The 16,301-nt window shown below is 30.1% G+C and carries 12 protein-coding genes; 8 read left to right on the forward strand and 4 right to left on the reverse strand.

What is annotated here, in order from left to right; genetic code table 11:
• Positions 1–74: 74 nt before the first annotated feature.
• From Q0714_RS12415 to Q0714_RS12425, 3 genes are all read right to left on the reverse strand, one after another.
• Entirely contained in the window at positions 75–1,583 is a 1,509-nt protein-coding gene (locus tag Q0714_RS12415) for a RagB/SusD family nutrient uptake outer membrane protein (RefSeq protein WP_298265523.1), read from the reverse strand.
• 11 nt (positions 1,584–1,594) lie between these two features.
• Positions 1,595–3,532: a SusC/RagA family TonB-linked outer membrane protein gene (locus Q0714_RS12420; RefSeq protein WP_298265525.1), complete on the reverse strand. Its 1,938-nt coding sequence runs from the start codon at positions 3,530–3,532 to the stop codon at positions 1,595–1,597.
• A gap of 66 nt (positions 3,533–3,598) precedes the next feature.
• On the reverse strand, positions 3,599–4,774 hold the full coding sequence (locus tag Q0714_RS12425) for a carboxypeptidase-like regulatory domain-containing protein (protein ID WP_298265526.1): 1,176 nt from the start codon (positions 4,772–4,774) through the stop codon (positions 3,599–3,601).
• 265 nt (positions 4,775–5,039) lie between these two features.
• Here Q0714_RS12425 and Q0714_RS12430 point away from each other — a divergent pair, with 265 nt between their 5' ends.
• Positions 5,040–5,945: a dihydrodipicolinate synthase family protein gene (locus tag Q0714_RS12430; RefSeq protein WP_298265528.1), complete on the forward strand. Its 906-nt coding sequence runs from the start codon at positions 5,040–5,042 to the stop codon at positions 5,943–5,945.
• A 259-nt stretch (positions 5,946–6,204) separates the two neighbouring features.
• Here Q0714_RS12430 and Q0714_RS12435 read toward each other — a convergent pair whose 3' ends face one another.
• Positions 6,205–6,927 carry a FadR/GntR family transcriptional regulator gene (locus Q0714_RS12435; RefSeq protein ID WP_298265530.1) on the reverse strand — a complete coding sequence of 241 codons (723 nt, stop codon included), beginning with the start codon at positions 6,925–6,927 and terminating at the stop codon, positions 6,205–6,207.
• 142 nt (positions 6,928–7,069) lie between these two features.
• On the opposite strand from Q0714_RS12435, the gene Q0714_RS12440 reads away from it, so the two are divergent.
• The 7 genes from Q0714_RS12440 (at position 7,070) to Q0714_RS12470 (ending at position 16,287) form a co-directional block, all read left to right on the forward strand.
• The gene (locus Q0714_RS12440; protein WP_298265532.1) at positions 7,070–8,245 is read left to right on the forward strand and encodes an AGE family epimerase/isomerase; all 1,176 of its coding nucleotides are present in this window, start codon (positions 7,070–7,072) and stop codon (positions 8,243–8,245) included.
• 64 nt (positions 8,246–8,309) lie between these two features.
• Positions 8,310–9,083 carry a creatininase family protein gene (locus tag Q0714_RS12445; RefSeq protein WP_298265535.1) on the forward strand — a complete coding sequence of 258 codons (774 nt, stop codon included), beginning with the start codon at positions 8,310–8,312 and terminating at the stop codon, positions 9,081–9,083.
• A gap of 24 nt (positions 9,084–9,107) precedes the next feature.
• Positions 9,108–10,235 carry an exo-alpha-sialidase gene (locus Q0714_RS12450; protein ID WP_298265537.1) on the forward strand — a complete coding sequence of 376 codons (1,128 nt, stop codon included), beginning with the start codon at positions 9,108–9,110 and terminating at the stop codon, positions 10,233–10,235.
• A gap of 43 nt (positions 10,236–10,278) precedes the next feature.
• A complete protein-coding gene (locus Q0714_RS12455) occupies positions 10,279–12,360 on the forward strand; it encodes a GDSL-type esterase/lipase family protein (protein ID WP_298265539.1) in 2,082 nt (693 codons plus the stop codon).
• 16 nt (positions 12,361–12,376) lie between these two features.
• Positions 12,377–13,561: a glycoside hydrolase family 27 protein gene (locus Q0714_RS12460; protein ID WP_298265541.1), complete on the forward strand. Its 1,185-nt coding sequence runs from the start codon at positions 12,377–12,379 to the stop codon at positions 13,559–13,561.
• A 12-nt stretch (positions 13,562–13,573) separates the two neighbouring features.
• A complete protein-coding gene (locus tag Q0714_RS12465; protein WP_298265543.1) occupies positions 13,574–15,619 on the forward strand; it encodes a beta-N-acetylhexosaminidase in 2,046 nt (681 codons plus the stop codon).
• An 11-nt stretch (positions 15,620–15,630) separates the two neighbouring features.
• Positions 15,631–16,287 (forward strand): GDSL-type esterase/lipase family protein, encoded by a 657-nt coding sequence (locus Q0714_RS12470; protein WP_298265545.1) that lies wholly within the window; start codon positions 15,631–15,633, stop codon positions 16,285–16,287.
• The last annotated feature ends 14 nt before the right edge of the window (positions 16,288–16,301 follow it).

Consider the following 16,301-nt stretch of genomic DNA (forward strand, 5'->3'; position numbering starts at 1 on the left):
TAAAAAAATAGGAAGGTTTAAAGCCTTCCTAAATTTAATTAACTCAATTTTAATTATCAAACAATTTTTGAAATTTAGTTGTAACCTTCTGTTTGTTCTAATAAAGGATTTCTACCAATCATATCTACTGTAATAGGAAGTTTTAATAAATAACTTTTTGATGATGAAATATAATCGTTGTTATCATATACAAAGCTATCTCCAGCTCTACGTAAATCCCACCATCTTTTACCTTCACCAATAAACTCTTTGTAACGCTCTTCTAAAATTGCATTAGCATTGTCGACTTTTGAACCATTTATATATCCGTGAGTAGCTGATACATAATTATCTCCATATGCTCTTGCTCTAATTTGGTTAATTTCACCCGAAGGATCTTCTCCTAAATGATTTTTTGCTTCAGCTAATAATAATAGTACATCTGCATATCTATAAATAGGTGTATCACTTTCAAAAATTCTTCCACCTGTTCCATCTTCATCACCTAAAAATTTATTAAATATAGCTCCAAAGTAATTTGCAGCATCATAATTTGGATATCCTGCACCATCATTATCATTTGAATATAGGTAAATAAAATTGGTTGCTTTACGACTGTCATCATTATCATCTAATAACACCAACGTTTTTTCTGATGGACCGTATCTATTAGCACCACCTACAGTTGCTCCATTCATTGAATTTCCTTTATCATCAAAGTTTGGATAAATTTCAGTTGATCTACCAACCATATTATTAAAAAAGTTAGTAGCTTCGTTTTCTTTATATTGAATAGCAAAGATGAATTCATTATTATTTTCATTTCCACTACCCCATAAGTTTTCGTAACTGCTTTCTAAAGTAATACCCATAGAAGCAATTTGTTGAAGTGCAGTTTTTGCAGCTGTAAAATCTGCATTACCACCTCCTAGTACATTTCCAGACCAGATATAAACATCTCCTTTTAATGCTAAGGTTGCTGCTTTAGACCAATATACTCTGCTTCCTAACCAAAAACTATTGTCTGATCCGAAAAGCCTTAAAGACTCTTCTATATCAGATTTTATAAGAGTCATAACTTCTGCTTCTGGAGATCTAGCTTTACCTAAGTTTGATGGATCTACAGTTGTTAAAGGTTCTAATACAATTGGTACATCTCCCCAAGTTTTTGTTAATGTGTAATAATAGAATGCTCTAAGTCCATAAGCTTGACCTAATAAATGATTCTTTTCGCTTTCATTAACAAAATCTACTTTTGGCACGTTAATTATAAAATCGTTTAATCTGTGTAGTCTTGTATAAAACCCTCCCCAAGCTCCAAAAGGCGCTGTAGTTGCGTTAAAATTAGACTCAATAAAACTAACATTAGATGGAGACTCAAAAGTTACACCACCCCAAATATCACTTCTTAATTCTCCCAACATCCATAACGCACTGTTACTCCCTCTTAAGGTACCATATAGACCGGTATGTCCTGCTTTTGCGCCCGTTTCTGTATTCCAAAAACCTGCGGCTGTTAATTCACTAGGGCTAAATAATTCAAGTTCACTTTCACAAGAACTAAAAATAACCGTAGCTAATAGTATGTAAATATATTTTTTCATTTTATTTAATTTTAGAATATTAAGTTAAGACCTAATGTTACTGTTCTAGGCATAGGGAATTCTCCATATTGAAAACCACCTACTTCAGGTGAATCACCTGAATAACTTTTAAAGTAATGTAGATTACTTCCTGTTACATACACATTAAGTTTTTGCACAACATCATTAAAATATTTTGTTGGTACACTATAACTAAATGTAATTTCTCTAAGAGCTAAATAATCCCCTTTTTCCCAAAAACGACTACTTGCTGTTCCTCCTCTATAAATATTACTTTGTGCATCTACAAATATAAAACGTGGTAAATCTGTATCAGTATTAGTAGGTGACCAAGAGTTTAATACTTCAATTGGTTGGTTTAAGTTACCTTGCGTTTGTGCCAAACCTTTTCCTCTAATATGATTATGAACCATATGACCAGTAGCAAAATCTGTTTTAATGAATAAGTTAAAGTTTTTATAACTTACACTTGATGTTAAACCACCAATTAAAGTTGGTGTAGCTCTACCAATTATTTTTCTATCTAAACTATTAATTACATTATCACCATTTTGATCTACCCAAGCAACATCTCCTGGAAAACGTTGAGTTGGATTACGTAATAATTCATCTACTCTAGATGCGTGTGCATCAACAGCAGCTTGATCTGCATAAATATAATCTTGCTCGTATGCTACAATATAATCGTTTATACGTTTCCCTTCTTGTAACCCTCCAACATATTCATTTTGTCCTGTTTTAGGGTTGTAAATTTCTGTACCACCTTGTCTGTTTAAATCAAAATCATTGTCAGGTAGTTTAATTGCGTAATTTTTGTTAGTAGAAAATGAAGCTCCTATATTCCAAGTGATTTCTTCTTTTCTAATTACATCGGCATTTACTTCCAATTCGAAACCTTTATTTCTTAGCGTTCCATTGTTTGTTAATATACCACTAAACCCTGTCCAGTATGGTAAGGTTAAATTTGCTAATTTCCCTTTAACATCTCTTGAATATACATCTGTAATAAAGTTAAGTCTGCCGTCTAAAAATGATATATCTAAACCAGCATTAAAAGTTGTTGAACTTTCCCAAACAAGGTTTAAAGTAGGTAATCCTGTATTTGCATAACCTGTTTGACCATTATAAACACCTTGCGATCCATAAGATCCAAAAACACCATAATTACTAAGTACATCTTGGTTTCCGTTAGAACCATAACTTAATCTTGGTTTTAATTTAGAAACAAATTTGCTAATTGGTGAGTCTTGTATAAAGTCTTCGTTATGAGCATTCCACCCAACAGATAAACTTGGGAAAACTTCAAATTTTTCATTTCCAATTCTAGAAGTACCATCACGTCTAAAAGTTGCAGATAAAAGATATCTACTATCAAAATCATATAATAATCTACCAAAAGTAGATACCAGTGCATATTCTGTTTCAAAACTATATGCATCAGTTGGCTCCGCACCAGCGTTTAATGTTTCAATTAAATCTGTAGGTGAACCCTTTGTTGCAGCACTTGAATAAAATTTATTTTCTTTAAAATACTCTGCACCAACCAAGGCATTAAAACTATGATTTCCAATAGACTTAGTGTAATTTAATGTCCCTGTTAATTGAGTTACTAAATCTCTTCTTAAGCTAGTTGAAGCATTTCGTGATGTGTTTAATGGGTTTGTACTTGCCCCAGTAGTATATGCTCTATTAAAACTCTCGTTATGGTTGTTAATAGTAGTATGACTACCTTGCACAGATGCTTTTAAGTTTTCTAAAATATCCCAATCAAGACTAACTGTAGCAGCTAAACGTTGTTCTAAATTTTTTCTAATAAACTTATCTTGATAGTATAATGGGTTTCCAAAACCTTGATTTGTTCCTGGACTTAAAATATCAGATAATGTACCGTCTAGATTATTATCATACGTTCTAGAAGTTGGTGCTTGCCCTTGAAATCTTCTAAACACAGTATCATCTCCTCCAAGTGGACTTAAACTTAAATTAGAGTGAGAATATAAAACACTAGAGTTAACTTATACATTCTTTACAACCTCATAAGATCCAGTAAATTTACCTGAATATCTTTTAAATCCAGAACCTAGAATTAATCCGTCGTTATCTAATATACCTAAACCAAGGTAATAAGTACCTTTTTCATTACCGCCATCAAAAGATAAATAATGATCTTTAGATGCACTGTCTTGGTAAATATTTTTACTTACATCGTTATCTAAGTATAAAATTTCTTTGCCTGGGTTTAGCGGGTCAGCTACAGTTTTCCAACCTGGCTGATTTAATAAATATTGATTATCAGCAGTTAAAAACTGAGTTGTAAATGCTGAAGTTGTTGTGTTATTTCCAGTTGAAAAAGCAGTTGCTCCATTATTTAAAAACCCTGAATCAAAATTTGTTCTTCCAGTTACTTCAGTATAATTAGCTACAGCTTGTCTGTTGTAAGTAATAAAGTCCGCTGCACCTAAATATTCCATATCAGCCCTTTCGTGGTTTACACTATACTTATATTTATAAGAAATAGAAGATCTACCTACTTTACCTGTTTTTGTTGTTACTAAAATAACACCATTTGCAGATCTAGCTCCATAAATAGCAGTTGCCGCAGCATCTTTTAATACTTCAATAGATTCAATATCATCAGCATTTAAAGCGTAAAACGATCCTGGAACACCATCAATTAAAATTAAAGGAGAACCTCCTCCACCAAATGTTGTTCCTCCACGTAAAATAATAGAAGGTGTAGAACCTGGTTGACCAGTATTGTTGGTAACTCGTAAACCAGCAACTTGCCCTTGTAAAGCTGTTGCCGCGTTTGACCGTGTCGAAGTCTCTAACACTTGTGTGTCAAGCTTTGAAATAGAAGTTGTTAGTGTGGTTCTAGCTTGTGAACCATATCCAGTTACAATTACCTCGTCTAACACGTTAGAATCTTCGCTCAATGTAACATTAATTAATGTTGCATTAGCTACTTTAATTTCTTGTGTTTTATATCCTACGAAACTAAAAACAAGAACATCTCCTGTTTTAACATTTATAGAATAGTTTCCGTCAAAATCACTATTAACACCTGTCACTGTACCTTTAATTAGGACACTTGCTCCAGGCAGCGGTTGATTGCTGCTATCTGTGATTGTTCCACTTATGACCTTCTCTTGTCCTGTTGCGGATAAGCCATAGATCATAAAAACAAGCATTATAACATACTTTTAAATAATTTGTACTTCATAGTTAAGTTAGTTTTATGTATTACATAAGGCAATATTATAATAAAATATTTAAATTTCCAAAGAAAAAAATGCATATGTATAACATAATAAAATTATTAGATTGTTTTTATAATGGTTTTAGTATAGATTATAAAATACTGTATATTATAGTTTATAAAGTTTTTGATATATTTTGTCAATAAATTTAAAATGCATAATATTGCATATGTAATACATAATACTTTTTTATTATATGGAAGTGAATAATTTAATAGCAGCTACATATGCACCTATGCATATTGATGGTTCCTTGAATGTTAATATTATTAAATCTTATAGCGAATTTTTGATAAAAAATAAAGTTGAAGGAGTTTTTATGAATGGCTCCACTGGAGATTTTGTTTCATTAACTACAGAGGAGCGGAAACAAATTACACTAGCATGGTCAAAAACTAAATCCTCAAATTTATATTTAATAGATCACGTAGGAGATCCTAGTTTAAAAGTAGCTAAGGATTTAGCTGCACATGCTTCTAACAAAGTTGATGCTATAGCAGTACTAGCACCATTTTACTTTAAGTTAAATAGTGTACAAAAGTTAGTAGAATATTGTAAAGAAGTAGCAGCAAGTGCTCCAAATTTACCTTTTTATTATTATCATATACCATTATTGAGCGGTGCTAATTTAAATATGTTAGAATTTTTAAAATTAGCTTCTAATCAAATTCCAAATTTAAAAGGTATTAAGTTTACAAATAACAACTTAATTGATTATTTACAGTGTAAAAATTTCCAAGGTGGTAAATACAATATTTTATTTGGATTTGATGAAATTTTTATTTCAAGCTTATCGTTAGGTGCTACAGGATGGGTTGGAAGTACTTACAATCATATAGCTCCAATTTATTATAAGATTAAAGAGCTGTTTGAATTTGGAAAAATCGCAGAAGCTTCAGAACTGCAATCTAAAGCTATTCGGTTTGTTCAAATACTAGATGAAAAAGGAGGTTTTAATGGAGTTGGAAAGGGGTTTATGAAAACTTTAGGGATTGATTGTGGTCCAAGTAGGTTTCCACACAGTACTCCAACTAAAAAAGTTTATGAAGAAATTAAGTATGAACTTGATCAATTAGGAATATTGGATTATTTAAGTAAATAACGTTTTAAATTTTCAAGTTAATTTTAAAAAACGAGAGGTCTATTTGGTGTTGGATGCAACTAAATAAACCTCTCGTTTTTATTGAAAATTCTTAGTTTAAATACATTTTAAAAATCTTCAAAAAATAAATTAATTTTTAAATTGATTAACGTATAATATTAGTAAAAGTGTTATAGTGTATTTTGTTATGGCTTCATTAATTATTTATAATAGTTAACTGCAAATAATATCAATTTCAAAATAAAAGAAAATATAACAGTTAAGATTTAAAGGTGGCGTTTAAAACCCTATCAAAATGAGGTTCTAAATGTTGTCTCATACCTTTTCTAAACCCTTTTAAATTGTCTTCTTTTAAATAATTTAGAAGCTCCCTATGAGTAACAAATTTTTTAGAGTATTTATAACTATCATAGTTTTTTAATTTGTGCTCATGAAAATACTGAAATACAGGTAGTAGTAAATTTTGAAATCTTTGTAATGTGTTATTTCCAGACATTTCATATAGTTTTCCATGGAAAGCAATTTCGGCATCTAAACTAAATATTGCGGTATCAGTATTGTCTTTTTCCATTTGTGTAACAATAGCATCTAGTTCAATCAAATCCTCTTCGGTTTTTCTTTCAAATAATAATTCAATCATTCCCATTTCTAGAATTAAACGAAGTTCAAATATGTCTTTTAACATTTCTGCTCCAAGTAAATTTGAATCTAGTGCTTTTTCAATATTTAAAATTATGTCAGGTTCTGTCAAAACCATGCCTTTATGTTTTTTAGACTCAATAATACCAATGGTTCTAAGCCTTAAAAGTGCCTCTCTTACCACTGTTCTACTTACTCCTAAAGCTTCGGCAAATTCCAATTCTTTTGGAATAGAATCACCTATTTTCAGTTTATTTTCTTTAAAAAAATCTATTAGGCGTATTTCAACTTTATCAACTAATGATAAATTTTTTAAGGGTTCTAATTTTGTTAAATATTTCATTAAATATAAATTGGTGAGTATGAATTTGTTTGAATTCAAAAGCAACAGCTAATGTAATAACAAAAATTCAAAAATAATAATTTTAGTTTCTTTCAAATATATATAAAAAAAACTATATTTGTATTATGTTATACATAAAAAAATGAAAAAATATTCAAATTTATATAAAGATACATTATTGAAAAATGTTATTCCTTTTTGGGAAAAAAACTCAATTGATACGGTTAATGGAGGTTATTTTACTTGTTTAGATGATGAAGGTAAAGTTTATGATTCCGATAAATTTATGTGGCTTCAAGGAAGGCAAGCTTGGTTATTTTCTATGCTCTATAATAAAGTTGAAAAAAATAATAAATGGCTTGAAATAGCTAAAATTGGTGTTGATTTTATATGTAAACATGGGATGGATAGTAATGGTAATTTTTATTTTTCAACTACTTGTGATGGTAAACCATTAGTGCAACCATACAACATTTTTTCAGATTGTTTTGCCGCAATGGCTTTTAGTCAATATGCGATAGCTACAGGAGATGAGAAAATAAAAGAACTTGCAAAACAAACTTATAGAAACATATTAAAAAAGAAAAAAAATCCAAAAGGGGTATATGAAAAAACAACCAATGCAAGACCTTTAAAAAATTTTGCGTTACCTATGATCTTATCTAATTTAGTTTTAGAATTAGAAGATGTTTTAGAAAAAGAAGAAGTTGAAGACACAATAGATTTTAGTATTCGAGAGGTTATGGATGTTTTTAGAGATAAAAACTCTGGTTTAATCTATGAATTTGTTGGCTTAGATGGAACACATGAAGATAGTTTTAATGGGCGTCTTTTAAATCCAGGACATGGTATAGAAGCTATGTGGTTTATGATAGATATTGGTGTTAGAAGGAATGATGATAATTTAATTAAAAAGGCTACAGATACAATTTTAAAAATTTTAGAATATAGTTGGGATACAAAGTATGGAGGAATCTTTTATTTTATGGATGCCTATGGCAAACCTCCACAACAATTAGAATGGGATCAAAAATTATGGTGGGTTCATTTAGAAACATTAGTGGCGCTTAGTAAAGCTTATGAACATACTAGAAGAGAAGAATTAATAACTTGGTATGAAAAAGTACATGATTATACTTGGTCACATTTTTCTGATTCAAAAAATGGAGAATGGTTTGGATATTTAAATAGACAAGGAGAAGTTTTATTAAATTTAAAAGGAGGTAAATGGAAAGGATGTTTTCATGTTCCTAGAGCTATGTTTCAATGTTGGAAATCATTTGAAAAAATTGAAACATCAATTAAAACAAATAAATAGCAGTGTGATTTTACGCAGTATTTAAAAATTAATTTAGCTTTTAAAAAAACTAAAACATTTAAAAATGGAATCTAAAATTAGGCCATATATTTTAGCAGAAACAAATTGGAAATTTGTTAAAAATGAGAATTTTAAAGTTGCTGTTTTACCTTGGGGTGCTACAGAAGCTCATAATTATCATTTGCCATATGCTACAGATAATTTTCAAGCTACATATATTGCTGAAGAAGCAGCTAAAATTGTTTGGGAAAATAATGAAAAAGTAATTGTTTTACCTACAATTCCTTTTGGTGTAAATACTGGACAAATGGATATTTCGTTATGTATAAATATGAACCCATCTACACAATATGCAATTTTAAAAGATATTGTTCAAGTCTTAAATAATCAAAATATTGAAAAGTTGGTAATTGTAAATTCACATGGAGGAAACAACTTTAAACAAATTATTAGAGAACTAAGTTTAGAATTTCCAAAAGTATTTATATGCTCACTAAATTGGTGGCAAGTCGAAAATGCAAATAAATATTTTGAAACCCCAGGTGACCATGCAGGTGAATTAGAAACATCAGTAATGTTGCATATTAAACCAAACTTAACACTGCCTCTTGAACAAGCAGGAAACGGAAATGAAAAAAAGTTTAAAATTGTTGGACTAAGAGAAGGGTGGGTGTCTGCTCAAAGACAATGGGGTAAAATAAGTAACGACACTGGAGTTGGAAACCCTCAAAAAGCAACTAAAGAGAAAGGAGCTAAATTTTTAAAAATTGTAACTCAAAAAGTAGCAAATTTTTTAGAAGAACTTTCAAAAACTGATTTAGATAAAATGTATGAATAATTTAATATGTATAAAACTTTTAAAATGAATAAAATATCCTTACTACTAATTTCAATATGCTTATTGAGTTGTAATTTAAAAAAGCAAAATGAAACACATAAAGAAGAAATTGAAAAGGAAACATTAGTATTTCAAGATTTATTTAATGCTTCTATGAATGAAAATGTAGAATGTTATAGAATTCCTTCAATTGTTACTGCTCCAAATGGAGATTTAATTGCTTCAATAGATGAGCGAGTTCCTGGTTGTGGAGATTTAAAATGGAGTAAAGACATTAATATTATTGTTAGAAGAAGTTCTGATAATGGTAAAACTTGGTCTGAAATTGAAACTGTTGTAGATTTTCCCTATGGAAAATCAGCCTCAGACCCTTCTATGATTGTTGATAGTGTTACCAATGAAATATTTCTTTTTTATAATTATATGGATTTAGATGCTGAAAAAGACATCTATTATTTACATGTTGTAAAAAGCTCCGATAATGGTAAAACTTGGAGTGACCCAACTGATATTACAAGTCAAATTGCAAAACCTGAATGGCATAATGATTTTAAATTTATAACTTCAGGCAGAGGAATTCAAACCAAAACAGGTAAATTATTGCATACAATGGTAAATTTAAATAGTGGACTGCACGTATTTGGAAGTGATGATCACGGAAAAACTTGGTATTTTATTGATGTGCCTATTCAACCAGCAGATGAATCTAAAATAATAGAACTTGCAGACGGAACTTTAATGATAAATGCCAGAGTAAATGGAAAAGGTCTACGTTATGTGCATACTTCAACAGATGAAGGCCTAACTTGGCAAACCAACGCAGCCCCAGAATTAATTGACCCAGGTTGTAATGCCAGTATTATTCGCTATACTGCTATTGAAGATGGTTATAAAAAAAACAGATTACTTTTTTCAAATGCAAAAATGGAAAAAGGAAGAAAAAATATGACCGTTAGAATAAGTTACGATGAAGGAAAAACTTGGAGCGAAGGAAAAACTATTTATGCTGGCTCATCTGCTTATTCATCTCTAACCATTCTAAAAAATGGAGATATAGGGTTGTTTTTTGAACAAGATGAATATACCAAAAATCCATTTGTAAGTTTTTCTTTAGAATGGCTAACCGATGGAAAAGATACTTTAAGTCCATAAATTTTAATAATCCATTGTTTTTAAATTATAAAAAGCATAGGTCATGAATTCAAAAAAAATGAAATACTTTATTGTTATTTTGGCTTTTGTTATTTCATCCATTTGTAAAAGTCAAACTATTAAAGTAGCCTGTATTGGAGATAGTGTTACATATGGCTATGGTATAGAAAATAGAGAAAATAATAGCTATCCAGCTCAATTACAACAATTATTAGGTGCTAATTATAAAGTAGCTAATTTTGGTTTTTCTGGAGCTACTATGTTAAAAAAAGGCCACAAACCATATTGGGATAAAGAAGTTTTTAAAAAATCATTAGAATTTGAACCAACTATTGTAATTATACATTTAGGATTAAACGACCAAGGGAATAACAATTGGCCACAACATAAAAAAGAGTTTGAAAGCGATTATTTAGATATGATTGCTACCTATAAAAATCTCCCTTCCAAACCGACTGTTATTATTTGTAAAATGACTCCTACTTTTTCTGGACATCATTGGTTTGAAGAAGGAATGAGAGAAAGTTTTAAAGAAATTCAAACTAAAATTGAACAGATTGCTGTTAAAGCTAATGTTAAAGTTATTGATTTACACGAACCCTTATATCGTTTTCCTGAATATTTTCCAGATGATTTGCATCCGACAAAAGAAGGTGCTAAAATAATTGCAAAAAAAGTTTATAGTGCTATTTCAGGTAATTATAGCGGTTTAAAAGTGCCTTTATTATATGGTGAAAACATGGTATTACAGAGAAATAAAACTATAAATTTCCAAGGAACAGCCAATTATAATGATAAGATCACGATTGAATTTAACAACAAAGTAAAAACGACAATAACTGACTTTAATGGAAATTGGAAATTAGCTTATGAGCCAATGCAAGCAGGTGGTCCATTTCCTTTAAAAATTACTTCACCAAACACCTCAAAAAGTATTGAAAAAGTATTTGTTGGTGAAGTTTGGCTAGCTTCTGGACAATCTAATATGGATTTTAAGGTGCAATCAATGGAAAGTGCTGCAACGGTTTTAAAAGATTCTTTAAATAAAAATGTTTTCTTGTTTTCAATGGATGGAAAAGCTTTGTCTAGTCAGAAATTTACAGAAGATGAACTTTTAAATTGCAATGCAACCAATTATTTTGAATCATCTGGCTGGCAAAAAACAACAACTAAAAATCTTGAAAATTTTTCAGCAGTTGCATATACCTTTGCTTATAATCTTCAAAAAAAAATAAATATTCCAGTTGGTATTATTTGCAATGCTATTGGCGGCTCTCCCATTCAAAGTTGGATTAGCAGAGAAACTATGGAGCAAACACATGCAACAGTAGATTTGCTAAACGATACACATTTAAATCCGCTTGTTGATAGCTGGGTTGCTAAAAGAATTGTGTTAAATATGAAGAACGAAAAAAATACAAACATAAAAGCAAGACATCCTTATCAACCTACCACCTTATTTGATGCTGGAATAATGCCTATTAAGAATTATGGAATAAAAGGTGTTATTTGGTATCAAGGTGAATCGAATGCAGAACAACCTGAATTACATTCCAACTTGTTTAAATTATTAGTAAAAGATTGGCGGTTTCATTTTAAAAATCCTGAATTACCTTTTTATTTTGTACAATTAAGCAGTATTGAAAGACCAACTTGGGGAGCATTTAGAGATTCACAAAGAAGATTATTAGAAATACCAAATACAGGAATGGCTGTTTCTTTAGATGTTGGCAATAAAACAGATGTACATCCAAAAAAGAAATGGGTTGTAGGTGAACGCTTGTCAAAAATTGCACTTCATAAAAATTATAATTTCTCAAACGAATTTTCAGGACCACTACTCGATTTTGTAAATGTAAAAGGAAACAAATTACAGGTTTATTTTAAACATGCCGAAGGATTAACAACTTCAAATGGAGAAAAAGTAACCGATATTTTTATTGCTAATTCAGAGAAGTTATTTGTGCCTGCAAAAGCTAAAATTAATAAAAATATATTAGAAGTTTGGTCTTCAGAAATTAAAAATCCGAGGTATGTAAAATATGGCTATACACCATTTACAAAAGGAAACTTAATAAATAAACAAGGTTTACCAGCATCTACATTCTCAAATCTAGTAGAATAATCTAAAATTAAATAAAATGAAATTTAAATCTTTTTTTTTAGTATCAGTTTTACTAGTCACAAGTACTATTTTTGCACAAAAATTTGAAAATTTAGCACAAACTCCACCAATGGGATGGAATAGTTGGAACAGTTTTCAATGTGAAAATGTAAATGAAACAGTAATTAAAGAAATGGCAGATGCCATGGTTGAAAATGGCTTAAAAAATGCTGGTTATGAATATATTGTAATTGATGATTGCTGGCAGATTGGGCGTGATAAAGATGGTTATATTATTGTAGATAAAGAAAAATTTCCTTCTGGAATTAAAAGTTTAGCAGATTATATTCACTCAAAAGGACTAAAATTTGGGATTTATTCAGATGCTGGAACAAAAACCTGTGCTGGTCGCCCTGGAAGTAAAGGCTTTGAATTAGAAGATGCAAAAACGTATGCTAAATGGGATGTGGATTATTTAAAGTATGATTGGTGTTTTACTGAAGGCCAAGATGCTAAAATTTCTTATAAAAAAATGCGTGATGCTTTATATAAAGCTGGCAGACCAATTGTTTTTAGTATGTGCGAGTGGGGCGAAAACAAACCTTGGGAATGGGCAAAAAACGTAGGACATTTATGGAGAACTACACTAGATATTGATATGAAAGGTAGATTTGATGGAGATGTTTGGGACAATCATATCGGTTGGACAAATATTGTAGATATGCAGGTTGGATTAGAAAAATATGCCGGACCAGGACACTGGAACGATCCCGATATGTTAGCTGTTGGAAATAATGATATGCCACAAAATGAAGCCAGAGCCCATTTTAGTATGTGGTGCATGTTAGCAGCTCCGCTTATGGCAGGAAACGATTTAAGAGCAATGTCTATAAACGATCAAGATATTTTAACAAATAAAGCTTTAATTGCTGTAAATCAAGATATTTTAGGTAAACAAGGCTTTAAGATTGAAGATTTTGGAAATTTTGAAATTTGGCAAAAACCCTTAGAAAATGGTGATATTGCAATTTGTTTGTTTAATAGAGACATTACTAATAAAAAATATAAAGTAAATTGGTCTACCATTAAAATTAAAGGTTTTTCTGGTAATTATCAGGTAAAAGATCTTTGGAAAGATAAAGTTATTGGATCTAGTAACAAAGAATTTACTATAGAAATACCTAGCAGAGATGTTGTTGTTTTTAGATTAATTAGAACATAAGATTCTCTCAGCATGCGTCTTTTTTTATTCAACTTTTTGTTTATAGTTATTGGTAGCTTCGGAACTATATTTAGTTTAAATACTTGTACAACAATTGAATCTGATAGTACAACTTTACAAGTAAAATATCCAATTATTCCATCGCCTCAAGAAATTAGTTATGGTGAAACTGAAATTTCTTTTAAAACTATTACATTTTCAAATACAGTTTTTGAATCTGAAACGAACAAATTAGTTGCTTTTTTTAAAGAAAATGGTATTGAAGTATCTAATAATGGTTTAAAAATTAACTTCATTAAACAAAACATTGCGAAAAACAATAGTGAAGAAGCTTACAAAATTCAAATAAATTCAGAAATTACAATAACTGCAAATACTGGAAAGGGTGCATTTTATGCCATTCAAACTTTAAAACAAATTTTCAGGAAAAATAACAATAAAGGTGAATTCCCTACACTAACTATTACCGATTGGCCAGCATTTAAAATTCGTGGATTTATGCATGATACTGGAAGAAACTTTCAGTCAGTTGCACAATTAAAAGAGCAAATAGAAGTCCTTTCAAACTATAAATACAATATTTTTCATTGGCATTTAACAGACGATCCTGCGTGGAGATTGGAAAGTAAATTATATCCGCAATTGCAAGATGAAAATGCAACAACCAGACAAAAAGGAAAGTTTTACACACAAGAAGATTTTAAAGAAATTGTGGCTTTTTGTAAAGAAAGACATATTACTGTAATTCCAGAGTTTGATATACCAGGGCATTCTAGAGCCTTTAGAACAGCCTTAGGTTTTGAATCTATGCGAGACAAACAAGCATTACCTGTTTTATTAGCTCTTTTTAAAGAATTAATGAGTTTAACAACTCCAGAAGATATGCCATATATTCATATTGGAACCGATGAAGTACGTAATAAAGAAGAGTATGTTTCAAAAGCGTTTATTTTAGAAATTATGAACTTTATCAAACCCAACAATAGAGAATTAATTGTTTGGAAAGAAGGTATTGAAATAGCCGAAGATTCAACATCAATAAATCAACTTTGGGCACAACATGCACCTAGAAAAGGACATCGATTTATAGATTCTAGAGCAAATTACATCAATCATTTAGATCCATTTGCAGGAATGTCTCGCTTATTTTTTCAGCAACCCTGTAGGCAACCACAAGGAGATAAAATTGCTTTAGGCGGCATTTTATGTGCGTGGCCAGATAATAATGTAGCACATGAAAGAGACATTTTAAAACAAAACCCTATATATCCATCAATGGTATTTTATTCGGATGCTATTTGGAAAGGACGTACAAAAAATTACAAAGAGTATTGGGCAAAATTACCAAAACAACACACAAAAGAGTTTAACGATTTTAAACAGTTTGAAGAAAAAGTAATTGCGCATAGAGATTTATTTTTTGAAGGAAAGGAATTTCCTTATGTAGCACAGACTAATATTAATTGGAAAATTATTGGTCCTTTTAACCATCATGGAGATTTTAACACTACTTTTGAAGTAGAAAACAACATAAAATTGGGCTACAAAACTGAAGGTAAAACTTTTACTTGGAACGATTCTATTGTTGGCGGTACTATTCATTTAAAACATTTTTTCGGATTTCCATCATTTACAGATAAAAATAGTGGAACGTATTATGCATATTCAGAAATTTATTCGCCAAAAGATCAAGTTCAAGATTTCTGGATTGGTTTTCAAGGTTGGTCGCGTTCTGGAGGAAGACGTATTGGTCCATTTCCAAATATTGGAAAGTGGCATACCACCAATCCTAAAATTTGGGTAAACAAACAAGAAATTGAACCTCCCGTTTGGAAACAACCAAATTTAGCAACCAAAACTGATGAAATACCATTTATAGATGAAGATTATTTTTATAGAAATCCTACTAAAGTAAATCTTAAAAAAGGATGGAATACCATATTATTAAAAATTCCTCACGGAGAAAACTCTTGGAAATGGATGTTTACTTGTATTCCCATTAATATTAATGAATTGGGTATTAAGGAAGTAAAGGATTTAAAATTTAGAACAAATTAATAAATTATTTTATGAAAAAATACATTCTCCTATTAGTTGTTTTTTGTTTAACAATTAACAGTTATTCTCAAAAAAAATATTCAGAACATTATTACAAAAGGTATGAACTTTTTAAAAGTGAAGCTGATACAAAAAATGAGATCGTTTTTTTAGGAAACAGTATTACGGAGGGTGGCGACTGGAAAGGTCTATTTCCAACTATAAATGCTGTAAACCGTGGAATTAGCGGAGACGTAACCGATGGTATTTTAAATAGATTAGATGAAGTACTTTCTTCTCAACCTAAAAAAATATTCATACTGATTGGAACAAACGATTTGGCAAGAGGGAACAATACGAAGCATGTAATTGAAAATTGCAAAAAAATAATTGAACATATTCTTCAAAACTCTATAGAAACTGAGTTATATATTCAAAGTTTATTGCCTGTAAATCCAATGATTGGAGAAAAATTTTATGGACATAAAAATAAACAACAAGAAATTAAACAAGTTAATTCACATTTAAAAAGTTTAGCAAATACATTTAATTTGGTTTATATAAACCTTTATAAGTCATTTAGAAATTCTAAAGGTTTTTTAAAGCCTAAATTTACTTATGATGGATTACATTTATCGGATAAAGGGTATAAAAAATGGAGAAATAAAATAAGAAAACATGTACTATAGATGAATTTTAATAA

It is taken from the genome of uncultured Lutibacter sp. (assembly GCF_947493565.1).
Taxonomy (GTDB): Bacteria; Bacteroidota; Bacteroidia; order Flavobacteriales; family Flavobacteriaceae; genus Lutibacter; species Lutibacter aestuarii.